At 55.0% G+C, this 22,997-nt stretch carries 21 protein-coding genes; 15 read left to right on the plus strand and 6 right to left on the minus strand.

Going from position 1 to position 22,997, the window contains the following annotated elements; genetic code table 11:
* Positions 1-125: 125 nt before the first annotated feature.
* The 8 genes from POR16_RS08705 to POR16_RS08740 all read left to right on the plus strand — a co-directional run bounded on the left by POR16_RS08705 (position 126) and on the right by POR16_RS08740 (position 7,755).
* On the plus strand, positions 126-1,235 hold the full coding sequence (locus tag POR16_RS08705) for an alpha/beta hydrolase (RefSeq protein WP_080267882.1): 1,110 nt from the start codon (positions 126-128) through the stop codon (positions 1,233-1,235).
* Between the two features lie 14 nt (positions 1,236-1,249).
* Positions 1,250-2,179 carry a ThiF family adenylyltransferase gene (locus POR16_RS08710; RefSeq protein ID WP_005887573.1) on the plus strand — a complete coding sequence of 310 codons (930 nt, stop codon included), beginning with the start codon at positions 1,250-1,252 and terminating at the stop codon, positions 2,177-2,179.
* A gap of 43 nt (positions 2,180-2,222) precedes the next feature.
* On the plus strand, positions 2,223-3,470 hold the full coding sequence (locus tag POR16_RS08715; RefSeq protein WP_122381088.1) for an MFS transporter: 1,248 nt from the start codon (positions 2,223-2,225) through the stop codon (positions 3,468-3,470).
* A complete protein-coding gene (locus tag POR16_RS08720) occupies positions 3,421-4,080 on the plus strand; it encodes an N-acyl amino acid synthase FeeM domain-containing protein (RefSeq protein WP_005887577.1) in 660 nt (219 codons plus the stop codon). Before POR16_RS08715 ends, POR16_RS08720 begins: the two co-directional genes overlap by 50 nt.
* A gap of 29 nt (positions 4,081-4,109) precedes the next feature.
* The gene (gene ectB, locus POR16_RS08725; RefSeq protein ID WP_053480568.1) at positions 4,110-5,390 is read left to right on the plus strand and encodes a diaminobutyrate--2-oxoglutarate transaminase; all 1,281 of its coding nucleotides are present in this window, start codon (positions 4,110-4,112) and stop codon (positions 5,388-5,390) included.
* Complete coding sequence (locus POR16_RS08730; RefSeq protein ID WP_024670666.1) at positions 5,390-6,100, plus strand: iron-containing redox enzyme family protein; 711 nt, start codon at positions 5,390-5,392, stop codon at positions 6,098-6,100. The genes ectB and POR16_RS08730 overlap by 1 nt, the downstream gene beginning before the upstream one ends.
* Positions 6,101-6,107: 7 nt before the next feature.
* Positions 6,108-6,554, plus strand: coding sequence for a cupin domain-containing protein (locus POR16_RS08735; protein WP_005887583.1), 447 nt, complete (start codon positions 6,108-6,110; stop codon positions 6,552-6,554).
* A 277-nt stretch (positions 6,555-6,831) separates the two neighbouring features.
* On the plus strand, positions 6,832-7,755 hold the full coding sequence (locus POR16_RS08740; RefSeq protein ID WP_005887585.1) for a LysR family transcriptional regulator: 924 nt from the start codon (positions 6,832-6,834) through the stop codon (positions 7,753-7,755).
* 121 nt (positions 7,756-7,876) lie between these two features.
* On the opposite strand, the gene POR16_RS08745 is transcribed toward POR16_RS08740, so the two are convergent.
* Positions 7,877-8,419, minus strand: a complete 543-nt coding sequence (locus POR16_RS08745) for a GNAT family N-acetyltransferase (protein WP_005887587.1) — start codon at positions 8,417-8,419, stop codon at positions 7,877-7,879.
* 206 nt (positions 8,420-8,625) lie between these two features.
* On the opposite strand from POR16_RS08745, the gene POR16_RS08750 reads away from it, so the two are divergent.
* The 6 genes from POR16_RS08750 (at position 8,626) to POR16_RS08780 (ending at position 16,836) form a co-directional block, all read left to right on the plus strand.
* Positions 8,626-10,176, plus strand: coding sequence for a sensor domain-containing diguanylate cyclase (locus tag POR16_RS08750; RefSeq protein WP_032618899.1), 1,551 nt, complete (start codon positions 8,626-8,628; stop codon positions 10,174-10,176).
* 827 nt (positions 10,177-11,003) lie between these two features.
* Entirely contained in the window at positions 11,004-11,642 is a 639-nt protein-coding gene (locus POR16_RS08760) for an N-acyl amino acid synthase FeeM domain-containing protein (RefSeq protein ID WP_005887592.1), read from the plus strand.
* 45 nt (positions 11,643-11,687) lie between these two features.
* Positions 11,688-12,821, plus strand: coding sequence for an MFS transporter (locus POR16_RS08765; protein ID WP_122381082.1), 1,134 nt, complete (start codon positions 11,688-11,690; stop codon positions 12,819-12,821).
* 775 nt (positions 12,822-13,596) lie between these two features.
* Entirely contained in the window at positions 13,597-14,616 is a 1,020-nt protein-coding gene (gene dusA / locus POR16_RS08770) for a tRNA dihydrouridine(20/20a) synthase DusA (protein WP_005887599.1), read from the plus strand.
* Between the two features lie 172 nt (positions 14,617-14,788).
* Positions 14,789-16,279: an OpgD/OpgG family glucan biosynthesis protein gene (locus tag POR16_RS08775; protein WP_005887600.1), complete on the plus strand. Its 1,491-nt coding sequence runs from the start codon at positions 14,789-14,791 to the stop codon at positions 16,277-16,279.
* A 125-nt stretch (positions 16,280-16,404) separates the two neighbouring features.
* Entirely contained in the window at positions 16,405-16,836 is a 432-nt protein-coding gene (locus tag POR16_RS08780; RefSeq protein ID WP_005887602.1) for a universal stress protein, read from the plus strand.
* 16 nt (positions 16,837-16,852) lie between these two features.
* On the opposite strand, the gene POR16_RS08785 is transcribed toward POR16_RS08780, so the two are convergent.
* Genes POR16_RS08785 through POR16_RS08800 form a run of 4 tightly spaced genes read right to left on the minus strand, consistent with a single transcriptional unit; the run spans position 16,853 to position 21,487 of the window.
* On the minus strand, positions 16,853-17,317 hold the full coding sequence (locus tag POR16_RS08785; RefSeq protein ID WP_002552910.1) for a response regulator: 465 nt from the start codon (positions 17,315-17,317) through the stop codon (positions 16,853-16,855).
* Positions 17,314-19,641 carry an ATP-binding protein gene (locus POR16_RS08790; RefSeq protein ID WP_024670887.1) on the minus strand — a complete coding sequence of 776 codons (2,328 nt, stop codon included), beginning with the start codon at positions 19,639-19,641 and terminating at the stop codon, positions 17,314-17,316. Before POR16_RS08790 ends, POR16_RS08785 begins: the two co-directional genes overlap by 4 nt.
* Positions 19,638-20,306, minus strand: a complete 669-nt coding sequence (locus tag POR16_RS08795) for a response regulator (protein WP_024670888.1) — start codon at positions 20,304-20,306, stop codon at positions 19,638-19,640. The genes POR16_RS08790 and POR16_RS08795 overlap by 4 nt, the downstream gene beginning before the upstream one ends.
* Entirely contained in the window at positions 20,303-21,487 is a 1,185-nt protein-coding gene (locus POR16_RS08800) for a sensor histidine kinase (RefSeq protein ID WP_005887605.1), read from the minus strand. Before POR16_RS08800 ends, POR16_RS08795 begins: the two co-directional genes overlap by 4 nt.
* A gap of 223 nt (positions 21,488-21,710) precedes the next feature.
* Between POR16_RS08800 and POR16_RS08805 the strand changes: the two genes are divergently transcribed.
* A complete protein-coding gene (locus POR16_RS08805) occupies positions 21,711-22,235 on the plus strand; it encodes an SgcJ/EcaC family oxidoreductase (protein WP_005887606.1) in 525 nt (174 codons plus the stop codon).
* Positions 22,236-22,315: 80 nt separating this feature from the next.
* Here the strand turns inward: POR16_RS08805 and POR16_RS08810 are convergent, their stop codons facing one another.
* Entirely contained in the window at positions 22,316-22,852 is a 537-nt protein-coding gene (locus POR16_RS08810) for an RNA polymerase factor sigma-70 (protein WP_005887607.1), read from the minus strand.
* Positions 22,853-22,997 lie beyond the last annotated feature (145 nt).

Consider the following 22,997-nt stretch of genomic DNA (forward strand, 5'->3'; position numbering starts at 1 on the left):
CTATGTTAGTTCTCTTTACGAGGAGGAGGATTAAAAAAACGTGAAGGGTATTAAAAAAGATTGAACAGACAATAAAGGTCGCTTGTGGAATGCTTTTATTCAACTTATCGCATGGACGTCAACTGATGAAAAGGACCGCTTCCGCTGCCTTGTTTTTTGCTTCCTGTACCACCGTACTGTTAGTGTCCGCCTCCCCAATGGCTACCGACAAGGCGGTGGCTGTAAAGGAAGCGGAAGTTCATACTGTCATGCTAAAGAAAGACGCGTTGAAAGTGGCACTCTGGCGTGAATCGCCAAAAGGGGTTAACGCGCGCACTCTGAAAGAATCAAACGTTGTCCTGTTTATTCATGGCGCCACTATCTCGGGCAAACTCTCGGCCGGGTATGCCATAGAGGGTTATTCGTGGGCGCAGGATGTTGCCTATTCAGGGCGCGATGCCTGGGTCGTTGACCTGCCGGGTTATGGTCGTTCTGATGATTATCCGGAAATGCGCAAGGCCACTCCGGATGCCAGCGCTGAATCAGTGGGCAATGCCAAGAGTCTGGTGCCTGTCATTGATGCGGCCGTCGACTATGTATTGAACGTCACCGGCGCTAAAAAACTGACCCTTATCGCCACGTCCAGGGGCGCCATACCGGTAGGGTATTACCTGAGTGCGCACGGCGATAAGGTAGACAAAGTCGTGTTTAACTCTCCCATTGTCCGGCGTGACCACACAGACTCCAGTATTGTGCAGGGCGTGTTCGGCAGTGCCGAAAGACCCGACAAGAGCTTTTATGAAATCCCGGTGGCCACACGGTTGTCCATGATAGAAGACGATCGCCCACCTGGCACCGAGACGCAACTCGAACACGGGTTTGTAAACAACTGGCCCCGTGACGCTGCGTTGGAGAGGGCCCATCAAAACAATATGATCAAAGTGCCCGGAGGCTTTGCTCAGGATATCTATGACGCCTGGCAGGGTGTGTATTGGGACCCCGCGAACATCAAGGTGCCCGTTTTAATAACGCGTGGAGATTACGACCACGTGCTGACCACCGCAGCAGACATTGAATGGCTGTACGCACACTTGAGCAACGCCCCCAGTAAACGCTACGTGCTGATTGATAAAGGCACCCACGCCATGCTGTTTGAAAAGAAGCGCTTCGAACTATACCGCGAAGTTCAGGTTTTTCTGGACGGTTCATCCCCCCGATTGTCACTGACCTGCAGTTTTTGTGGCGGCCGCAACTAATCAAGGATCAGACCATGTTGAAGAAAGCACGCATTGTTAAATTCCCCGGCGTTTTTATCGAGCAGGTGTACAACGAACGGGTCTCACGCAGCGGTTGTTTTCTGGGTAATACGAAACTGCAACAACTTGCCAGTCAGCGCAAACTCTCCGGTGCGGTGGTCGGCGTCGCTGGTGCGGGAGGTATTGGCGGGGCCGTGGCCCTGGGGTTGGCACGCTTAGGTGTAAGGCACATCAAAATTGCCGACCCCGACTCGTTTGATATCAGCAACATCAACCGGCAAATGGGCGCTTCACTGGAAACCATTGGCCGCAATAAAGCGTTGGTGGTTGCCGAGTTGGTTCACCGGTTGGCAGGTGACGTGAGTGTCGACGTGTTCCCTGAGGGCATACAGAAGCACACGGCTGAAGCGTTCGTGGAGGGCTGTGATCTGGTACTGGATCAAATGGACTTCTACAGCATTGCCGAGCGCTATGCGCTGCATCGGGCATATCGCAACTCCGCCAAGTGCAAAGGCCTGTTGGCATCCTCGGTGGTAGGTTGGGGCGCCAACGTCTACAAGTTCGACAAGGCCGGCCTGACACTGGAAGATTTTTATAATATTCCGGAAGACGCCGATATGACGCCTGAACTGGTCGAAAAGCTGGTGATGCTTCAGGCGTCTTATCAGCCCCGGTTCCCGAGCATTCCCGACATTTTCAACTGGATGAAAGAAACAGGAAACGTCCCCATTCTTTCCGTGGCACCGACAGCCTCGCATTACCTGATTCTCTGTCGCTCAGCGCTGATGCTATGCGACCTTGAAGGCGCACCATACAGCACCGAACTTCCCCCGATGCCCAAGTATTACTGGTTTGACGGCTCTACATTCGATAACGGCATTTATGAGTTCAACGGCACGTGGGCAAATCCCAAAGAGAATCGCAAACATTTCAATGTCGATTGACCGCCGTGGCCCCGACCGGGGCCAGGCTTTTGAGGTGTGCGCCGTGAACGAAGTGCTCGATACTCAGGAACGGCACAATGTCTCCAGATTCTTCCTGGCCTCCAGTCTCTGGTTCATCTGCGTGGGAATACACAGCGTATTCTTGCCTTGGGTGCTGATCAGCGTTGTCCATGCATCTGCCTTTCAATTTGGCGTTGCCCAGATGTGCCTGATGTTGCCGGTGCTGATTCTTGTGATCTACGGAGGTTATGTTGCTGATCGCAAGCCGTTACGCAAGTTGCTGGTCTGCGTGTACCTCGCCAGCGCCCTGACCGCACTTGTGTTCGCCGTGTGGAGTTACCAGTCTGCAATCACTTACACCAAGGTCCTGATCTATGCGTTGTCATTCGGGGTGCTGTCGGCGTTCTGCGCCCCTGCCAGAGAGCTGTACCTTAACGTACTGGGCAAGAAGCAACTGCAGAAGATCGTCACGATCAATATAGGGATTGAGTTCGGGATTCAGACTGTAGGGTTTGCCATCGGTGGTATTGCGCAGCAGGTGGGCATCAGCCTGATGTTCTTGTCGTTGTCGCTGCTGTTCGTGATGTCGTCTCTGGCCGCTTCTCGTATTTCAGTGACCACGCCGAGCAAGCGTCATTCGGGCCTGATCGCCGAGACACTTACCGCACTGCGATTTTCCATTCGGCACCCGGTCATCTTTCCGGTGTTGTTGTTGAATGGCCTGATCGGTGTTTTCTTCCTGGGCTCGTTTTTCGTCATGATGCCCCTCCATGTTTCCGGGTTACCGGGGTACAGCGCCTCTTTGTTGGCATTGTTCAATACCGTGTTCATGGGCGGGTTGATTGCCTCTGTCGTTACCCTGGTCGTTAAAGGGGGAGTCCATTACACCCTGCGCGCGCTGATCAGCTCCTGCCTGCTCGCCTCAGTTCTGCTGGCCGTCATCCCGTCAGTACTGACAGAGTGGGTTTTATTTTTACTGGTTTTTGGTTGGGGGTTTCTGGGGGGGATTGCACTTAGCATGGGCCAGACCCTGATTCAGGAAAACGCACCGGCCTCTAATAAGGCTCAAGTATTAGCGCTACTGATGTTGTTCTTCATGGGGGGCTGCCCCATAGGGTCGTTCCTGCTGGGCGCACTGCTTGAGTTTGTCGAAGCGCCGGTCGTGGGCCTCATCAGTGCAGTTGCAATGATTGTTTCAATAACGGCAGTAACCTATCTATACGCGCTATGGAATGCACACCATGAACGGATCGACACTGCCCTTTTACGACGCCACATCGACAGACTTTAAAGGCCGGGTACAACTGGCACAGTCTGATCTCGAACTCGCCAGTGTCAAGGCTGTCTGGCAAGAAGTTTACAGTGAGGAGTTAGGTTGGCTGGACCGTGATGCCACGGACCCTCGCAATGATCGCTACCACACCAGTTCGGTTTACTTGCTGGCCACTGACGACGGGGGCGAGCCAGTGGGTGTGATGCGCATGATCATCGATGGGGACCAGGGGTTGCCCATCGACAAGTTTGCCGATATTTCTGCAGTGCGAGAAAGGGCTCAGGGTGCGTTGATCGAATGCGCGCGGCTCATGGTGCCGGCCAGATACCGTGACCGGATATTCGCCGCTTACCCCTACGGCATTTTTGCCGCCTTGGTAAAAGCGGCATTGCAGTATTGCCTGAGAGAGAAAAACTACAACGTCCTCGCCAATTGTTTTCTCGACACACCCCACACACCGATCAATGCATTGGCGCACATGGGGTTCAATGACTTGAACATTCGCTTTAAGGACGAATTGCACGAGTCGTCAGAATGCACGGTCTTGCATCTGGACATCAGGGACATGCTGTCAATCTTTTACGGGCCGGAAAAAAGCCTGGGTCATTACATCATGACGCGCGCGTAACTTAATTTCCCCAGGCAAGGATTACAGGCATGAACTCATTACTGTCTATCTATACGCGTGAGTCGGAAGTGCGTTCTTATTGTCGCGACTGTGACGTGGTGTTCGCAACGGCCGAAGGTGCAGTGATCAGGGATATCGAAGGGCGCGAGTTTATCGACTTTTTCGCCGGCGCCGGATCATTGAACTATGGCCATAACAACCCTCGTTTGAAAACAGCGTTGCTGGACTACATTCAGCAGGACGGCATCACGACAACCCTCGACTTTCACAGTGCTGCAAAGTCCCGGTTTATCGAGCAGTTCGACCGGATCATCCTCGCGCCGCGAGGTATGGACTACAAACTGCAGTTCACGGGCCCTACCGGAACCAATGCTGTCGAGGCTGCCTTGAAGCTGGCTCGAAAAATAACCGGGCGCGCCTCCATTGCAGCATTTACCCATGCATTTCACGGCGTCACGCTGGGCTCCCTGGCAGTTACCGCCAACGCTGACAAAAGAGCCGTGGCTGGCGTGGAGCTTTCAAACGTCATCCGGCTCCCGTACGACGGTTTTCTGGGGCCTGACATCGACAGTGCGGCGATCATTGAAACGCTATTCACGACAGCCGGAGCAGGTGTCGAGCCGCCCGCTGCCGTTATTCTCGAAGTTGTGCAGGGCGAGGGCGGTTTGAATTGCGCGCGGCCGCAATGGCTGCAGCGCGTCCAGCGATTGTGCAAGGCATCAGGTGCACTGCTGATCATTGACGACATCCAGGCAGGGTGTGGTCGTACCGGGACATTTTTCAGCTTTGAATCCGCCGATATCTCCCCGGATATCATCTGCCTGTCAAAGTCCATCAGCGGTTATGGTTTGCCGATGTCACTGGTACTGATAAAGCCGGAACATGACAAGTGGGCACCGGGTGAACACAACGGCACCTTTCGCGGGAACAACACCGCTTTTATAACAGCGGCCGCGGCCCTGAGCTATTGGCAAGATAATGCGTTTGAACGTTCGATAGCTGAGCGGTCCGATATTCTTCGCACTGCACTGGAAAAGTTGATTGCTCAAACACCCTCTGAAGCCGTCAGCATTGTAGGGCGGGGTTTGTTCATGGGGTTGAAGTTTGGCGATTCACGGCGCGCAAGCAAGATGTCTGCCGAGTGCTTGTTGCAAGGTCTGCTTGTAGAGACCTGTGGTCCGTCAAACGAAGTCCTCAAACTGATGCCGCCGCTGACCATTGATCTGCCGACGCTAGAACGTGGGTTGGACAGGCTGAAGCGCGCGTACCTGTCTACCCTGCACAATCAAACATCGCGAGGGATTGCCTGATGAATTCAGTTGTTGAACATACCCGTGTATTGACTGCCCGCCCGTTGGGCAATGACTTCATATTGCAGGAGCTCGCACAATTAAAAGATGAAATGATCCAACAGATTTCCGGTCATCCTTTTCTGGTTCAGTGCCGTGCGGCGACCATGCCTATAGCGCGGCTGAAAGACTTTCTGGTCCAGCAGGGAAAATACAGCCGTCATTTCACCCGGTATATCTGCCAACTGATGAGCCATCTGGAAAGGGATGAAGATATCTTGGCGGTGTTCGAAAATCTTTTCGAGGAACTGGGGTTTGGTGAAGTCGCCGAACCGACACATTCGGCTCTCTATAGAGACATGTTGCGCTCCTTCGACCTGACACTTGAAGCACACGCCACCCTCCCTTCGACCCAGCACCTCATCGACACCATGATGAGCTTTTGCAAGCAACCCGATGGGGTATATGGTCTCTCGGCACTTTGTCTGGGGGCTGAGGCGATTGTTCCTCATTTGTACAGCGACATTCTCAACGGCTTCATCGGTCAGGGCGTCGCGGTAGATAAACTGAGGTTCTTCTCATTACATATTGACTGTGACGACGGTCACGCTGACACCCTGTTGGCGATTCTTTCGCGTCTTGTGGTTGAAAAACCATCTCGTTTTGAAGTAGTCCGGCACGCGGCCTTCATGATGATCAAAGCGCGACTTGAATTTCTGGATAACCTTTGAGGTGAGCATGAACAACCACTCATTTTCTTCGCGTGATTTTGTGCATGTTCCCGCCAGCCTTGCCGCAGGAGAGGTTACCGGTACACTCCTGCACGAAAGGGTCAGAAAGCCCACGCTCGACGCATTCAGCGATGCAAGAAAACACGAAGTTCATGTCGTCGACTTACCGTCCCGATCAATCAGCATGACGTTCGGAGCGCTGCGGCCCTTGCAAGGTTCGGGGCTGCACCGGCATAACTATGAGAGCGTCATCTACATCATTTCAGGTGCGGGTTTTTCTATGGTAGGGGAGACCCTCGTTTCATGGACTGCAGGGGATGCTATTTATATTCCCGTTTGGCGTTGGCACAAGCACGTCAATACGTCAGAGGACGCAGAGGCCACGTATATCGCATGTGAAAATACGCCTCTGCTCCAGGCGCTCGGCGTGGCATTGAGGGAAGAAGCTTCCTGAACGAATGCAGCCACCGGACGAGGACCTGAATGGATCAGACTTTCCGTCCGGCAATAACCTATGCAAGTGTCATCTGAAGCAGCAAAAATCGATTCAGCGTCCGTTTTATCCATATATTTCCCCTGCGTGTACGGAATACTTTGCGCACACTCGCAGAATGGCCTAACTATAGAGGGGCGTATGGAAAGCCGGGGTGCAGTTGGAAAATCCCGGAGCAGGAAATCATTCGGTTGCCAATGTCATCACCCATTAGGCACCGGGTCATCAGGGAAAACGGATGCCTCGAATTTTTGATGTAGATACAAACCTTTGGCGCACGTTCAAATCGGTGAGCGAAACTCGGAGTATCACTCGGTCTGCTGACATTCTGTGCAAAACTCCGCCTGCCATCAGCATGCAAATAAAAAAGCTGGAAACGCTCATGGAGGTAAAACTGTTCGTCAGGGGCGACGACGGTTTTCGGCTGACAACGATAGGCGAAGAAGTATTGGCCGCGGCCGAAAAAATTCTTGCCATGCATGACAACCTGTTTCGCTTGAAGAACAAGAATCCTGATAGCGAATTGCGTCTGGGTATGCCGGATGATTACGCACTGTTTTTTCTGCACGGCATTGTCCAGACCCTGACTCGATCAGACCCCGATCTGAAAATAAAACTGGTCTGCAAGACGTCGTCATTATTGCTGGATGACGTCGAACTCGGGCGACTGGACCTTGCTGTTGTCGCGGTGCCTGACTCCCGGATCATGGAGCACTCCGAGCACATAAGGCATGAGGAACTCCACTGGATCGGCGATGCCAGGCTGGTTATGCCAGGGCAGCCCATACCTCTGGTGCATTTTCCGGAAGGTTGTATCTGCAGGGAAGTCTCGATGAACGCCTTGCAGCATGCCCGCATGGCGTCTGAGATACGATTCACGTCCGAGTCCAACTTTGCTGTTTTCAATGCTATCGGCGCCGGTGTGGGCATAGGCGTGGGCGAGTTGTCACTTATTCCGGGCGATACACCTATTATCAAGAGTTCGCTGCTTCCGCCGTTACCCGCAATAAAAATGTGTGTGCTCTTCAGTAACGATCGTATTGCCAGATCGGTCCTTTCCAGAATAAGCCAACGCATCGTTATCAGCATTAACGATGTCTGCGATAAAAACGTCTCTGGGCATACGCACTTAAAAAATGCCTTTGCTATCGGTGCTTGTTGATGCATCACTACCGGCGCCTGGGCGCCGAATGCACACGCGATCAACGCTAGCGCAGTCCTGACAGGTTAACTGCTCCCTGTTGACCGCGTCTGTGCGTGGAGGTCGTTGTGTGGCCCCACGCTCACGGCAGGCGATCAAGCCTGACTTGATCGGGTAAAGCCAAACCGTACCTCACCTCTGCCAGAGTCACACCACCCCTCTCGAGAGTACGCTCACTCCCTGTTTCCTCAACACATCCTGCCCTGCGATAAAAGCGGATAGCCCGCTCGTTACGGGCCAATACCCAAAGGGTCAACCGCTGATACCCTTGCTCCATCAACCACTGCAGGCCTGCCTTCCACAACGCCAGCCCGACGCCAGTTTGCCAATGCCTGGCTAAAACGTAGATGGCCATAACCTCACCAGCAGTATCCGTTGTGGCATCTTCGTCACGACTGGCGCCGACTGATATCCAGCCGACCACCTGCTCATGCAACTCCGCAACCAGCACACAAGGCTCGCCCGATTCAATAGAGCGAGCCCAAAATGATTCACGCTGCGCCAGAGTTGTTTCCAGCGAACTCAAGTATTCAGCAGGCATGAGGTCACGATAAGCGTCTTGCCAACTGCCGATATGCACCCGTGCAACGGCATTTGCATCGGAGGGTAACGCTCTGCGAATCATCAATGTATTCCTTCTTGTAATGCTGAATGCGGCCACCACTCGCCGTGTTATAGCGCACATGCTTGATCCGTCCGGCAAACGCAAAGCAGTCTGGCGTGGAAAGATGACAACTATCGGATTTGGCCAGCAGGACATTTGCGCTAGCCAATCCAACTGAGGTATGGAAACTGCATGGGGCGTCCGGCCGCCAATTTGATGACGACCTCATGCAGCCTCATTATCTTAACTCCAAGCGACTTTCCCCCTCGACGCTCACCAAAGCTTTGGTTGGCTTCATTGGTCTGGTCTGCCTATCGTTGATCCTGGCCACTGCCTGGCAAATGAACCAGTCCAAACTCGAGCGTGTGGCCAATGCCAAAGTTGCGGTCTCCAATATCGTTCTTGCCGCTGAACAACAGGCTCAGGACACTTTCCGCCAAGCGGATAACGTGTTGCGCGATCTTGTCGAGCGGGTGGAACACGATGGTGTGGGAAGTCAGCAGCAGAGTCGACTGACAACGCTCATGGCCAAAGACGTGGAGCATGTAGAAGGGATTCAAGGGCTCTTCATCTACGACGCCCTGGGCAACCGGGTTGCCAATTCCTTTTCCCGAAGTGCTCAGGTGAGGGACAACAGCGACCGCGACTACTTTGTGTATCACCGCGATAACGCTGACGAGTCCATCCACATAGGTTCAGTCGTTAAAAGCCGTAGCACAGGAGATATGCTTATCCCTATCAGCCGCCGTATCAATGCTGCTGACGGGACGTTTGCTGGAATAGCTTTAGCGACAGTACCCGTTGCCTATTTTGAAGCGTTCTTCAAACGTATGGGCGTAGACGATAAGGGCGTTATTTTCCTTGCGCTGAATAACGGCGACTTGCTGGCTCGTAGGCCTGTAGTGACCGCACTGATGACGACCAATGTGGCCAAGGGAGACATCTTCACTCGCTATCTGCCATACCACGATAGCGGAACCGCGGTAATCAAGTCTGTGGTGGATGGCGTGGATAGAATCTATGCCTATCGCCGGGTCACCGGGCTGCCTATCGTCGCTGCTGCGGGTGTCTCCTGCCAGCATATTTTCGCGCCCTGGTGGGCCTATGCATACAGGTCCATGGCTTTGAGCGGCATGATCATTTTTACGCTGGCTTTACTGGGTGTCCTGTTGTATCGGCAAATCCAGCAGTTGATCAGTGCGGAAGGCGAATTGAACAACACCAGGCATGAGCTGGAGATCATCGCTCAGACCGACAGTTTGACGAATCTGGCCAATCGACGTTGCTTCGACGCTAGCTTGCAAAAGGAGTGGGGAAGAGCCTCACGGAATAACTCAGTACTCGCCATCATTTTGTTGGATATTGACTGGTTCAAGCAATACAACGACCGCTACGGCCATTTGAAAGGTGACGACTGCCTGATGCAAGTGGCGGAGATCCTCGGCAGCTGCATCAACCGATCCGGCGATTTAGCAGCACGGTACGGCGGTGAAGAATTTGTGATCCTTTTAGCCGAAACAGATCTGGCGGGCGCTCTTAGCGTGGCGGAAAAAGTCAGGTCAGCCATTGAGAATGCTTTTATAGAGCATTCAGCCAGCCCGGTAGGCAATTTAACAATCAGTTCTGGTGTGGTGGCGATCAGCGCACCCGAGAAGGAAGATCACAAAGCTGCTCTTGAGGAAGCAGACCGACTTCTCTACAGCGCCAAAACCAAAGGCCGCAACCGCGTCGAGGGTCGATCAATCGCCCATGCCACAAAGCAGCAGCTCATATGTTAGCCGGTGCTGGTGGATTCGTAAGCGGTGCACTCGTCACTACTGCGTGCGTCGCAATGGGTATTTCTACTGGTGATAAGTTCTCATGGATGTATCGGAACCACCGAATGATGTCCCTTCGCACCTAATTCATAGCATTTCGAATAATAGGGCCTCCTTTGGAGGCCACACTGAAAGTCGTTCGGTACAGCCCCCGGTCTTTGTTGCCTTTCCGACGCTTGGGCGATAGAGGTTGTGGTGGCAAGTAAAGGGACGTTGTCGGGCGCTGAGGCGAAGCGGTTTTGTGCTTCCTCCGCAGGGGCCGTGTAATTGAAGCTGGAATTTACTGAACTGGTTGGAATGCTATTCGTTGGGAATCCTCTTTCCCAAAGGATTTAGGGTGCAGGAGCATTCCTGCAGGTAATAGTCCCCTTGTTTCGTTGCGACCATGGCTCGGCAGAGTGAAGACCATTGCTTGGTGGTCACTCTGTCATGTCTTTCATGTCTGTCAGCTGAGCCGGTGACGGAACATCTGCTTTTTCTAACCGGTCTCTCAATACACAGGATTTTAAAAATGACTGTGCATCAAGATGGAACTTTTTCTTGCCCAGTTACCACTCAGTTGCCCTGCAGGCCAGTACGCGGTGGTGGGTATCAACAGAACGGGTTCACATGGCGCTTAATCTAGTGGGCACACCGAGTCTGAACCAGCGCGCGCAACTCCAGTAGTGCGAGCCCCTAGTCGGGTTGGCAGTTTTTTACATGAATCCTTGCCAACCCTCAAGATAGGGTGATGGAAACATCTGGGGTTCCGGCTTACAACGTCCACAACGAATGTTCAATCGAAATTTATGAAAAACATATTCTCTGGCATAACCGTACGGCTCTCTGAATCACATCAAGACAAGCAAGCTGTCCATGAGTTGAGAATCAATGCATATGCAAAATATGAGTGGAGCAACAATGGCAAGCGCATGGGGTTCGATGCTACGGACGAAAATCCTTGGGTGGACTCGCTCATTGCATTCCAAAAGAATGAGCCGATTGGCACGATGCGGATCATTCGAGCGAACAGGGACACGATTGATAGGCTGTTGAGCTATGAGCTCTGGAAAGATCATATAGATCAATGCCTCTCGAATTCTAGCCCAAACATTCTGGAGTTCAATAGATTCGCCATCACGGAGGGTGGAAATTTCCCAATTGCTGCCTGCGCACTTCTTAAGGCAGCAATGGCCATACAAGCCATTGACAATATTGATTTTATCACCGGGGAAGTGCGTGCTGATCATGCTGGCTTCTATCAAAAATTCTTAGGCATGGCTGTTTCTGAAGAAGTTCGGACTGATCGCATCCTTCAAGTTGACTACAGTCTTCTGACTGGCTATCCAAAATCAGGAATCGGAAAGCTCCAACAACGCAAACCTTGGATGGTGCCGACTCGAGCTGATATCGACTCTTGGAAGCAAGTCGCCTCAATTTCTTGGTGAACTCAATATATATTGCGGTTGCCGAAGCCAATACAGGGCTGAAAAATGGATTACTCGGGTGTTAGGGTGTGGCTGCCGAACATAGCAACGTTCCTGCTTTTGGGCAGTATCGGCTGCACCATCCCTTTGTTATCAAGATCTTTGGAGGATTCAGGCTTGACCCAAGCCAGGATTGGAATTGTTAGCGGGGCTTTTTGGCTTGCTCCGATATTTTTTAGAGTTTACATTTCCCGCCTGCTAGAATATAAAAAAAAGAAAATACTTATTGTTTTTGGGCTCGTGACGACGGCGCTTGCATATCTCATCACAAATGAAGTTGAAGGGATTTTTCAGTTGGTGTCAGTGCGCTTCGTTCAGGGTATAGGCTACACGATTTCAATTATTGGAATACTGGCCTTTGCTGTTAATTCTGCGCAGGCTCGTGAGCGCGCCAGCCAGTTTTCAATCAACAGTATATTTAGCTTTCTTGGTTATGCGCTCGGCCCTGCATTAGGCGAATTTGTTATTCAGTGTTTAGGTTACGCACGCACTTTTGAGATGGCGTCTGCCATGTGTTTTTTGGCTGCGGCATTTATTTGCGCAGGTCGCGAGCCTCTCTTGAATTCCCCATCAGGGCCGACCATTAGTACGAAGAGCAAGAAACCTCCGCCACTGCGCTCTACATGCATCCAACTGATGCTGGTCGCTGCCCCCCTAGGTATGGCAGAAGTATTTGTTCCGATTTTTTCGCGGCAGGAGGGTTATGGGTCTGTGAGCGCCTTCTTCCTCATATTTGCTTGTGCCACACTTGCTATCAGGGTGAATATGTCGAAGCTGAGCTGTTGGCGAAGTTTCACTTGGCTCGCTCAGGCAGGCGCTCTGTTATGCACGCTGGCGCTGACGGTGCTCGCAGCATCCAACTCGAAACCTATGATGCTTGCGGCTTCGTCTTTCATGGGCCTCGGGTGGGGGCTGGTTTTCCCCTCATTAATAGGATTGAATGCGGAACAAAATCCCAATGCAAGCTCAACTCAACTTTCTATTTTCAGCTCAGTGTACGATTTTTCTTTCTTCTTCGGTCAAGTGCTCTTTGGTTTGATTATCTCAAGCTTTGGTTATCGACTCTCTTTTGTGTTGGCAGGTATAGCTTGTTTGGTGTCGTTTGCGTCGATAAAATTTCGTCTGTTTGAAGGCGGCTGAATCATTCATTCGTCCTTGAAGAAATCCATCAACTTAGTCACAGCAAGGCTTCACCGGCAGCACAGGCGTTCCAGAGTTGTCAGTTTTTGCTAGGCTTGAGGCTGGCTTCTGGTAATTTTCGACCATGCCCACGCGCCGCCCTGCTGCCGAATAATGACCCGCCGAGGAACTGTTTCGTTCACGCCTAGAGAACCAGGGGTTTATGTATAGGACTTTCAAAGTTTCTATACATCGGGATAGTCGATTCGACAGAGCTCGTCTTTCGTAGGTTTCCGAGTATGCTCTCTGCGTTTGCTGACCATTCCCAGCTTACGCAGAACGATTCGGGCATCAGGTATTGCATGAGGAGCAACGTCATATCCCCATGCTGGCTTTGCTACGGACAATACTGCTCCCAGATGCGACAAATCAGTGCCCATAGGCCGAACCTTCTCTTACTCGTCAAGGTATCGATCAATTATCTGATTGATGCTGACCTGCTTGCGATCCATGCGTTTATCGCAATAGCCATGGCCAACTCAGGCATCGCGTAGTTTCATCCACGCTTGAGCTACCTGCTTGCGGTCGAAGGTTCGGGTTTCCTGATAAACTCGCCGACCGTCGCGATTGATACTTGCCTGCGCACGACAGGCGATAGCTGCCCTCGTGCTCGCGTATGTCGATCGTGCCCATTTTTGAGTTGGTACATTTCTGATGTGGGTTGGTACGTGGTACCCACTGCTCTGAAAAGACAGGTAAAAATGGCCAAAAATCGCCGTATGAAAGATCAATATTGATGAGCATCGAGAAAACAGAAAGCCCAGTAAACATTGGTGAATCAAGGGCTGTGCTGTCCCGGCGCTTCTCCGTTGCACCGATGATGGACTGGACCGATCACCATTGCCGCTACTTCATGCGTCTGCTGTCCAGGCACGCGTTGCTGTACACCGAAATGGTCACCACCGGCGCTTTGTTGCATGGCGACCGTGATCGGTTCTTGCGTCATGACGAGACCGAGCACCCGTTGGCATTGCAACTGGGTGGTAGCACAGCTGCGGATCTGGCTGCGTGTGCGCGGCTGGCTGAAGAGGCGGGCTACGACGAGGTCAATCTGAACGTCGGTTGTCCGAGCGATCGCGTGCAGAACAACATGATTGGTGCGTGCCTGATGGCGCATCCGCAACTGGTGGCTGATTGCGTGAAGGCCATGCGCGACGCGGTGGTTATTCCGGTCACGGTCAAGCATCGCATCGGCATCAATGGCCGCGACAGTTATGCCGAGCTGTGTGATTTCGTCGGCACGGTGCAGGAGGCGGGTTGCCAGAGTTTTACGGTTCATGCGCGTATTGCGATTCTTGAGGGGCTGTCACCCAAGGAGAACCGCGATATTCCGCCGCTGCGCTATGACGTGGTTGCGCAGTTGAAATCTGATTTTCCCGATCTGGAAATTGTGCTCAACGGCGGCATCAAGACGCTGGAGCAGTGCAGCGAGCATCTGCAGGTCTTCGATGGTGTGATGTTGGGTCGCGAGGCCTATCACAACCCGTATCTGTTGGCGCAGGTGGATAAGCAGTTGTTCGGCAGCATGGCGCCGGTCATCAGCCGTCATGCTGCATTGGAGGCAATGCGGCCTTACATTGCGGCGCATATTGCCAGCGGTGGCAACATGCACCATGTGACTCGCCATATGCTTGGCCTCGGTCTGGGGTTTCCGGGCGCACGGCGTTTTCGTCAGTTGCTGTCGGTTGATATTCACAAGGCGGATGACCCCATGCTGTTGCTGGACAAAGCCGCAGAGTTTCTTCGCGGGCATTAAGCGGACCAGCGGGCTGGTGGCTTTGGTGTACTGATCTACGCTCAGACCAATTCCACCAGGCGTCTTCCCCACCATGTTGAATCGACGAAACTTTTTGGAGTTTTCTTCGATATCTGCGTTGTTGCTTGCATCAGGTATCCCTAGTTCCGCACACGCTAATAAACGATTAAAAATGGGCGCAGACGAGCCCTTTTCTTTTGACTTGCTGATGCAGCGAGCGCATGACATGGCGATGCAGCCATACATTGCTTCTTCCAGTCCCAGTGCGAATCTGATGGAGAAGCTGGATTACGATGCCCATAACAAAATCCGCTTCAAGCCTGAGTACACGTTGTTCGCTGATGGTCAGGGACAGTTTCCGATCACCTTTTTTCACCCTGGCAAGTTCTTTCCCAAGCCGGTGCGGCTTCATGTTGTCGATAAGGGCGTGGCGAAAGAAATCGTTTACGATCAGGCATATTTCGATATCCCCGAAGACAGTCCCGCTCGTCAATTACGCCACCAGGCAGGTTTTGCGGGGTTTCGTATTCAGGAAAGTCGCCGGGATAAACAAGGAAAGCTTGAAAGCCGCAGCAATGACTGGGCTTCCTTTCTGGGTGCAGCCTACTTTCGGGCCATTGGTGAGCAGTATCAATACGGTCTTTCAGCGCGAGGTATCGCGCTGGACGTTGCCCAGGCGGGGGTTCTGGAAGAGTTTCCCGATTTCACCGACTTCTGGTTTGAAACTTCTGCCGATACTAAATCCAGGTCAATGGTTTTATACGCGCTGTTGAATGGACCCAGTGTCTGCGGCGCCTATCGGTTTGTCATGCAGCGAGGCAAAGGCGTGGTGATGGATGTCGAAGCAGCACTGTTCATGCGTAGCGAAGTTCAGAGATTCGGCATCGCACCTGCCAGTTCGATGTACTGGTTCAGTGAGCAGGCCAAGAAGACTGCCGTTGACTGGCGGCCCGAGGTGCACGACTCCGATGGTCTGGCGATCTGGACAGGTACCGGAGAGCGTATCTGGAGACCGCTGAACAATCCTTCGCGGACGATGACATCTGCGTTTAGCGACAATAACCCGAAAGGTTTTGGTCTGTTGCAGCGAGATCGCGACTTCAACCACTACTTGGACGGCGTGCAGTACGGACGGCGACCGAGTCTGTGGATTGAGCCTCAGGGCAATTGGGGGAAGGGTACAGTGCAACTGGTTGAAATCCCCACAGACGACGAGATCCACGACAATATCGTTGCCATGTGGGTGCCTGAAAAACCAGCGGTGCCGGGGACCGAGTATCGGCTCAGTTATCGCATGCACTGGCTGGATGACGAACCTTATCCCGATAGCGAGCTGGCGCGGTGTGTTGCAACACGCCTTGGCAATGGCGGGCAGCCCGGACAACCTCGGCCTATCGGGGTGCGCAAATTCATGGTCGAGTTTCAGGGCCATTCACTCGAAAAGATTCCCGTTGACGTCTTTCCCGAAGCCGTACTGTCCTGCTCAAGAGGCAGTTATTCCTATGTCTTCACGCATCCTGTGCCAGATGGCATCGCGGGACATTGGCGAGCGCAGTTCGATCTTGCTGTCGAGGGTCTAGAGCCGGTGGAGATGCGTCTTTATCTGCGTCTGGGTGATCAGACGTTATCTGAAACCTGGTTATACCAGTACCATCCTTTCTGACGCAGGTTACAAAAGACCTTGTCCCCCAAGGCAATCATCGGCCGCTCAAAAAGCCGTCGTTCAGCAGTGGTTGCCTGTCGGTCAACGCATTATATTGACTGCCTAAACCAACAAGGAAAAACCACATGCACAAAGTCCTGGTCCCTTTCGACGGCTCGGAGCACGCCATGCGTGCCCTGGGACATGTCATCGAACTGTCTGCCGATCTCAAGAAGTCACTTGAAGTGCATGTTCTGAATGTGCAGGCCAGTCCTATCGATTACAGCCTCTATCTGGCGCCTGACATGATTGAAGGCGTTAAAACCGGGTTGACCAATGAAGGCAAGCGTGTGCTGGACGAAGCGGTGGCGCTGCTGGCTGCCGCTGGCGTGCCGTTCCATGCCCATGTCGATCTGGGCAACGTTGCCGAGCAGGTCGAGGCCGCAGTTCAGCGGCTCGGTTGCGAGGCGGTTGTCATGGGGACTCGCGGGCTTGGCAACTTTGGTGGCTTGCTGCTGGGGTCGGTGGCCACGCGGGTGATCCACGAAGTGTCGGTGCCAGTGACGCTCGTCAAGTAATCAAGTAGACCAGGCCTTATTGCTGCGCGAGCGTTCGTGGCTGGCGCAGCAACTCGATGTTTTCCGGCGGCACCAGCTTGCGCAGGGATTTGTACAGCGCGCGAGTCTCCAGCAGGTTCCAGATTCTCAACATTGTTTCCAGTGCATCCAGAGGCTTGCTGATGAAATCCCGTGCGCCCAAGGCTAGCGCGCGCAGGCGCGTGTCGCGAGTTGCATCGGCGGTCAGGACCATGATCGGCAGGTAGTCATTGGCCGGGATGCGCCGGTTGAGCTGTTCCAGAACCGCGAAGCCGTCGAACTCGGGCATGTGCAGATCCAGCACCACAAGGTCGGGTTCGAAGCTGTTGAACAGGTCCAGCGTGCGCAGCGGCTCGGTGCTGCTCAGCACATTGGTCAGCCCTTCGCGGGCGAGCAGTTGCTCCATCAAATCCAGGTTGGGCCGCTGGTCGTCGATGATCAGAATGCGGAAGTCTCCGGTCATGTGGGCTCCGGTAGGTATTGATCGAGAAGCGCCAGGAATACCGGCACTTGAATGGGTTTGATCAGGATGGCCGTTGCCCCGGCACTCTTCAGCTCGCGCTGGGTGCTGTCACTGGCATCGGCGGTGATCATCAGCACCGGGGTGTGAGCGGTCGCCGGCAAGCGCCGCAACCGCTGCAATACTTCCAGGCCCTTGAGGTCGGGCAGGTTGAGGTCGAGAAGGATCAGTTGCGGCGCGTGCTGGCGGGCCAGGTCCAGACCAAGCTGGCCCTGCATGCTCGACAGCAACTGAATGCCCGGCCTGCGCTGCAGCAGCGTCTCGATCAAGGCCATACTCGACAGGTTGTCTTCAATGCACAGCAGCTTGCCATGATACGCCGGGCGGGTAGCGGGGCTGGACGCCGGTGCTGTATCAGGTGGACGCAGCAGCTGGACAGCGGGCGGGCGTACGAGCACAGAAGGCAGTTCAAGGGTGAAGCGGCAGCCTTCGTTCAGTGTGGTGTCCACCGACAGCCCGCCGTGCATCATTTCCAGCATGCTCTTGCTCAGTGCCAGGCCCAGCCCGGTGCCCTCGACACTCGGGTTGGCATCCAGCCGCTCGAATGGCTTGAACAACTGACCGATACGTTCGGGTGCAATCCCGTACCCGGTGTCCACCACGCTGACAGTGACTCGCCCGGCAGACTGGCCGACCTCGATTCGCACCTTGCCATCGGGTCGGTTGTATTTGATGGCGTTGGACAGCAGGTTCAGCAACACCTGTATCAGGCGCTGGCGGTCAGCGACCACCCCCAGTTCGTCAGGCAGTTGTGGCAGTTCACTCAGTTCAATGCTGGCATCGGTGGCCATCGGCGAAACCAGCACCAGCGCTTCCCTGAGCACGCTCGACAGCGGCACAGGTTCGAGGTTGAGTGAAACGTGACCGGCTTCGATTCTGGCGATGTCGAGCACTTCATTGATCAGCTTCAGCAGGTGCTGACCCGCCCGCAGAATGTGGCCGATTTGCGGTCTCTGGCTGGCAGGCGAATCCATGTCCAGCAGTTGTGCAAACCCCAGGATGGAATTAAGCGGGGTGCGCAGCTCATGGCTCATGCGCGAGAGGAATTCGCTTTTCGCCCGGCTGGCACGCTCGGCCTCTTCTCGGGCGGTGCTCAGGGCTATTTCAGCCACGCGGCGATCACTGATGTCGCGGGTTATCTTGGAAAAACCGCGCAGTTCGTCGTGACTGTCGTACTGCGCAGTGATCACCACGCTGGCCCAGAACCGGCTACCGTCCTTGCGCCGTCGCCAGCTTTCTTCGGTATACCGCCCGTTGACGGTGGCTTCGTGCAGCGCCATGTCGGGGTGTTGCGGGCATTCCTGTGGCAGATAGAAGACCGAGAAGTGCTGACCGATGATTTCCTGCTCGGTGTAACCCTTGATGCGCTCGGCCCCCGCGTTCCAGGTGGTGACATAACCATCGCGGTCCAGCGCGAAGATGCCGTAGTCCTTCACCCCTTCGATGATCAGTCGTAACCGCTCCTCGTTGTCGCGCAACGCCCGTTCGCGCTCGGCCAGCAACTGACCGGCTTCGATCAGGCGCGTGCCGAGCTGACCAATCTCGTCCTTTTCGGGCGGCTGGGGCAGCAGCGGGTGTCCGAGGGCCAGACGCTGCGCATTGCGCTGCACCTGATGCACCCTGGCGACAATGCCTTTGGACAGCATCAGTACCGCCAGAATGGCGCCGATGATTCCGCAGGCTGCGGCCAAAAGGGTGGATAGCAACAGGCGCTCACGTGTGGCTGCAGCGGCTTCTGTACGTTCTGCCAGCAGAGCGTCTTCGCGCTCGCGCATGATGCCGATCCGTTCGCGCAAACGGTCCAGAACGTACTTGTTTTCGACCAGAATGGCGGCAACGGTTTTGCGGTCTTCCGTGCTCATTGTGCGCAGTTTTTCCAGGCCATCTACTTTGGTATGAATCAGCGGTTCAATGGCTTTCAGGTGTTCACGCATTTGCCCATCACGGATATTGCTGTTGAGCCGCGTCAACGCTGCCTCGATCAGCGGCTGTGCATTGATGTAACCGGGCAGAAAGTCCTCCTGATGAGTCAGCAGATAGCCACGCACACCAGCCGCGGCTTCTGCGATCTGAGTATGAAGTGTCTGGATGTCGCCTTGTACGAGCAGCACGCGCCGCACATCTTCCTCGGCTTGCGCGGTCTGGCGTTCGGCAATATAAATGAGCACCAGCGAAAACATGAGCATCGCCAGCGGCAGGGAAATTGCTACCAGCGCCTTGCCTCGTAATGGAAGGTCTTCCCAGCGGCTGCTGCCTGGTGCATTCATTGCCAGTCGCTCGTCGACTGGCTCACCAGGCCCAGCGCAACGCCACGCACTGCGGCCTGGGTACGGTCTGAAGCACCGAGCTTGCCGATCACTTTTTCCACGTGCGCCTTGGCGGTGCCGGTGGTGATACCCAGCTTTTCGCCGATTTCCCGGTTACTGAAGCCGCCCGCCACCAGCCCGAGTACCTGACGTTCGCGAGGTGTCAGTGCTACCGGGACGCTCGCGCCACTACTGCTGCGGTCGGTCATGCGGCGCAGCAGGCGCGCACTGACGGCGCTGTTCAAGGCTTCTTCGCCGCGTGCCACGCGTTGCAGGCCGGCAATCACTTCATCGCGACTCGCGTCCTTGAGCAGATAACCCACCGCACCCGCGCTGATGGCGGCCTCCAGATGGTCGGTGCTGTCGTCCATGGTAAAAATCACTACTTTCAGACCCGGCATGCGCTGCTGAAGAATCCGCGCGGCGCCCAGGCCGTTGAGTACCGGCATGCGGATATCGAGGATGGCGATGTCCGGTTGCAGCTCCTGGCACAGATCGATGGCTTGCTGGCCGTCGGCTGCCTGGCCGACCACTTCGAATTCCGGATGGCCCGCCAGCAGCGAGACGAATCCGGTGCGTGTTACTTCATGATCGTCTGCCAGAACCAGTCGCACGGTGTCAGTCATGTCATTGCCTTGTCTGCATTGAAAGGGACCACGGCCCGCAGCCGGGTGCCGCGTCCGGGTCGGCTGACACAGGTCAGGCGGCCATCCAGAAGGCTGGCGCGTTCCTGCATGGCCACCAGGCCCAGCTTTTGAACGCCAGTGCCAGTCAGCGATTTGTCGGTGATGAAACCACGGCCGTTGTCTTCCAGTCTGAGTGAAATGTTGCCGTCACTCAGCTCCAGCGCCAAGTCTACGCTGCTTGCGTCAGCGTGTTTGAGCACATTATTGATGCCTTCCTGAGCGATGCGAAACAGCGCGATCTCCAGCTGACTGGGCAGGCGGGTCAGAGAGCGCGAGGCCCATTGCACGACGATCCCCGCGTCACGCAGTCGGTCGGCCTCTTTGTCGATTGCCTGCAACAGCCCGAAATCATCCAGCACGCTCGGGCGCAGGCCGCTGATCAGCTGCCGACCCTCGCCAACGCAATGCTGCGCCAGCTTGAGAATGGCTTGCAGATCGGCATCCAGCGGTTCAGGCAGGGCCGGACAGCGCCCGGCGAAGCCTTGCAGGCGCTGGTGCAGGCCGGCAAGTGTCTGCGCCAGACCGTCATGCAGGTCGTAGGCCACGCGTTTGCGTTCGTCTTCCTGGGCGGTAAACAGCTGGCGCACCAGCTCGGACATGGTTCGCTCCCGCGCCACCAGGGCGTCGAGCAGACGGTTGTTCTCAAGGTGCGCCGCGAGCAGGGTGGCGAGCAGTTGCAGGGACTCGATGTCTTCGTTGTCCGGCACGCTGATGGCAACGCTACTGGCCAGCAGCAGCGTGCCGAAAGCCCCTTCGTCAGCCCCGCGCAAGGGCAGCAGCAGCACACAAGGGGAGTCTGTTCCGGGGCGCTCCAGCCATTGCGGACCGATGACCAGCGGGTCGGCAGCCGTTTCCAGGGTGTTCAGGCGGTCGACGTTGCCATGACTGGCGGTGGTCTGCACACCGTTGCCTGCCCCCCATTCCACCAGCAGGCCATGGTCCATGGCCACGAACGCACAGGCACGTTGCAAGACGCGCAGGCGCATCGCTTCAGGTGGCAACTGGGTCAGTTCCTGACCGGTGTCGACCAGCAGGCGCAGGCGTGCTGCGCGACTTTGCGACTGGCGATATTGATTGCGGATGGCCAGTGCGCTTGCCGGATCGTGAGGTGGGCTTTGCATGAGGTCTCCAGCGAGGGGCCATGTCGGCGAACGCTATATCGGCGAGGCGCTACACCTGCGCGGGCATATACAGAAGTGACGCTATTAGAACCGCATCGGGAGGTAAAGCCTATCTGCCGATTGGCATACATAGATAACCCCGGTTGGCCGATGGCGAGAAGGGGCGGGGCGGGCAAAGTGGCACTCACTGAATCCCTGAACAGATCCCCGTAGGAGAGTAGCGATGAAAACTAAATTGACCGCCCTGGCCCTGTTGCTGGTTGTGAGCGCACCGATGGTCCAGGCTGCTGCCGAACCGTCCGGCTACACCTACCGTATGGTGGCCGAGCAGCCAAGCAACGTGAACGACAAGGAAATCGCGGGTCTGTTTGATCGCTGGAACAAGGCCCTGCAGACTGGCAACTCGCAAACTGTCGCGTCGCTGTATACGCCGGACGCTGTCCTGCAGCCTACGGTCTCCAACAAGGTGCGTGCCACTCCGGCGGAGATCAAGGACTACTTCGATCACTTCCTGGCGCTCAAGCCGGTTGGCGAGATCAACTACCGCGAGATCCGTCGCCTGGGGCCTGATGCCGCTGCGGACAATGGCGTCTATACCTTCACCCTGACAGCTGCGGACGGCAAGAAGACCAAGGTACAGGCACGTTATTCGTTTCTCTACCATCGCGTCGGCAACGAGTGGAGGATTCTCAACCACCATTCCTCGGCCATGCCGGAAATACAGCCTGAGTACCAGGTCAGCCGCTGATCGACAACCGATAGTCAGCTGAAACAAAAAATCCGGAGCCATGGCCCCGGATTTTTTTCGTCTGGCAGAATCGCCTGCGCTCAGGCTTCGGCGCTGGCACTGTTGACCTTGCGGCAGTGAATCAGCGCGTCGCGAATCATGAAGTTGACCAGCGTCGGCGAAACCCCCAGTTCCTTGGCGATGTCTTTTTGCGGCACGCCGTGCAGGCGATACATTTCGAACGCATAACGGGTGCGGGGTGGCAGCTCGCCCAGTGCGTCGGCAATTTTCTCCAGGCTGGAGAAGTTGATGTGTGAGGTTTCTGGCGATGCACCCTGAATCACCACGTTCAGCCCCTCGGCCTCGGGGCCGGTGTATTTCTGTTCCAGCGCCTGTTTGCGGTAATGATCGATGGCCAGGTTACGCACGATCTGAAACAGATAGCTGAGCTGTGCCTTGAAGGTCAGCGTGGCCTGCGGCGCGGAGCGCAACCTGAAGAACGCATCCTGCACGACATCTTCGGCGCGCGAGCGGCAGCCCACGATGCGCGCGGCAATCTTGACCAGCAGCAGATAGTTGTCGACGAATGCCTGGAGTAACGGTGAGTCGCACTTACTTGTGATTACGTGTTCCGTCATGGAATTCACCTTGCTGCAAAACCAATGGGGGGGAGGGCTGCAGGAGTAGCAGCGCCGTCACATGGGGCAGCAAATTAGCCTTAATGATAATTATTGTCAAATGCGAAAGCCAATCAGCGCACTTTAAAAGGGCAGTGCTGAGCAT

Origin of the sequence: Pseudomonas coronafaciens pv. oryzae str. 1_6, from assembly GCF_000156995.2 — a bacterium.
Lineage (GTDB): Bacteria > Pseudomonadota > Gammaproteobacteria > Pseudomonadales > Pseudomonadaceae > Aquipseudomonas > Aquipseudomonas tremae.

What these genes read in the sequence shown, in the direction of transcription:
- POR16_RS08705 (WP_080267882.1), top strand. Translation starts at nt 126, where the DNA reads ATGAAAAGGACCGCTTCCGCTGCCTTGTTTTTTGCTTCCTGTACCACC.
- POR16_RS08710 (WP_005887573.1), top strand. Translation starts at nt 1,250, where the DNA reads ATGTTGAAGAAAGCACGCATTGTTAAATTCCCCGGCGTTTTTATCGAG.
- POR16_RS08720 (WP_005887577.1), top strand. Translation starts at nt 3,421, where the DNA reads ATGAACGGATCGACACTGCCCTTTTACGACGCCACATCGACAGACTTT.
- ectB (WP_053480568.1), top strand. Translation starts at nt 4,110, where the DNA reads ATGAACTCATTACTGTCTATCTATACGCGTGAGTCGGAAGTGCGTTCT.
- POR16_RS08730 (WP_024670666.1), top strand. Translation starts at nt 5,390, where the DNA reads ATGAATTCAGTTGTTGAACATACCCGTGTATTGACTGCCCGCCCGTTG.
- POR16_RS08735 (WP_005887583.1), top strand. Translation starts at nt 6,108, where the DNA reads ATGAACAACCACTCATTTTCTTCGCGTGATTTTGTGCATGTTCCCGCC.
- POR16_RS08740 (WP_005887585.1), top strand. Translation starts at nt 6,832, where the DNA reads ATGCCTCGAATTTTTGATGTAGATACAAACCTTTGGCGCACGTTCAAA.
- POR16_RS08745 (WP_005887587.1), bottom strand. Translation starts at nt 8,419, where the DNA reads ATGATTCGCAGAGCGTTACCCTCCGATGCAAATGCCGTTGCACGGGTG.
- POR16_RS08750 (WP_032618899.1), top strand. Translation starts at nt 8,626, where the DNA reads ATGCAGCCTCATTATCTTAACTCCAAGCGACTTTCCCCCTCGACGCTC.
- POR16_RS08760 (WP_005887592.1), top strand. Translation starts at nt 11,004, where the DNA reads ATGAAAAACATATTCTCTGGCATAACCGTACGGCTCTCTGAATCACAT.
- POR16_RS08765 (WP_122381082.1), top strand. Translation starts at nt 11,688, where the DNA reads ATGGATTACTCGGGTGTTAGGGTGTGGCTGCCGAACATAGCAACGTTC.
- dusA (WP_005887599.1), top strand. Translation starts at nt 13,597, where the DNA reads ATGAGCATCGAGAAAACAGAAAGCCCAGTAAACATTGGTGAATCAAGG.
- POR16_RS08775 (WP_005887600.1), top strand. Translation starts at nt 14,789, where the DNA reads ATGGGCGCAGACGAGCCCTTTTCTTTTGACTTGCTGATGCAGCGAGCG.
- POR16_RS08780 (WP_005887602.1), top strand. Translation starts at nt 16,405, where the DNA reads ATGCACAAAGTCCTGGTCCCTTTCGACGGCTCGGAGCACGCCATGCGT.
- POR16_RS08785 (WP_002552910.1), bottom strand. Translation starts at nt 17,317, where the DNA reads ATGACCGGAGACTTCCGCATTCTGATCATCGACGACCAGCGGCCCAAC.
- POR16_RS08790 (WP_024670887.1), bottom strand. Translation starts at nt 19,641, where the DNA reads ATGAATGCACCAGGCAGCAGCCGCTGGGAAGACCTTCCATTACGAGGC.
- POR16_RS08795 (WP_024670888.1), bottom strand. Translation starts at nt 20,306, where the DNA reads ATGACTGACACCGTGCGACTGGTTCTGGCAGACGATCATGAAGTAACA.
- POR16_RS08800 (WP_005887605.1), bottom strand. Translation starts at nt 21,487, where the DNA reads ATGCAAAGCCCACCTCACGATCCGGCAAGCGCACTGGCCATCCGCAAT.
- POR16_RS08805 (WP_005887606.1), top strand. Translation starts at nt 21,711, where the DNA reads ATGAAAACTAAATTGACCGCCCTGGCCCTGTTGCTGGTTGTGAGCGCA.
- POR16_RS08810 (WP_005887607.1), bottom strand. Translation starts at nt 22,852, where the DNA reads ATGACGGAACACGTAATCACAAGTAAGTGCGACTCACCGTTACTCCAG.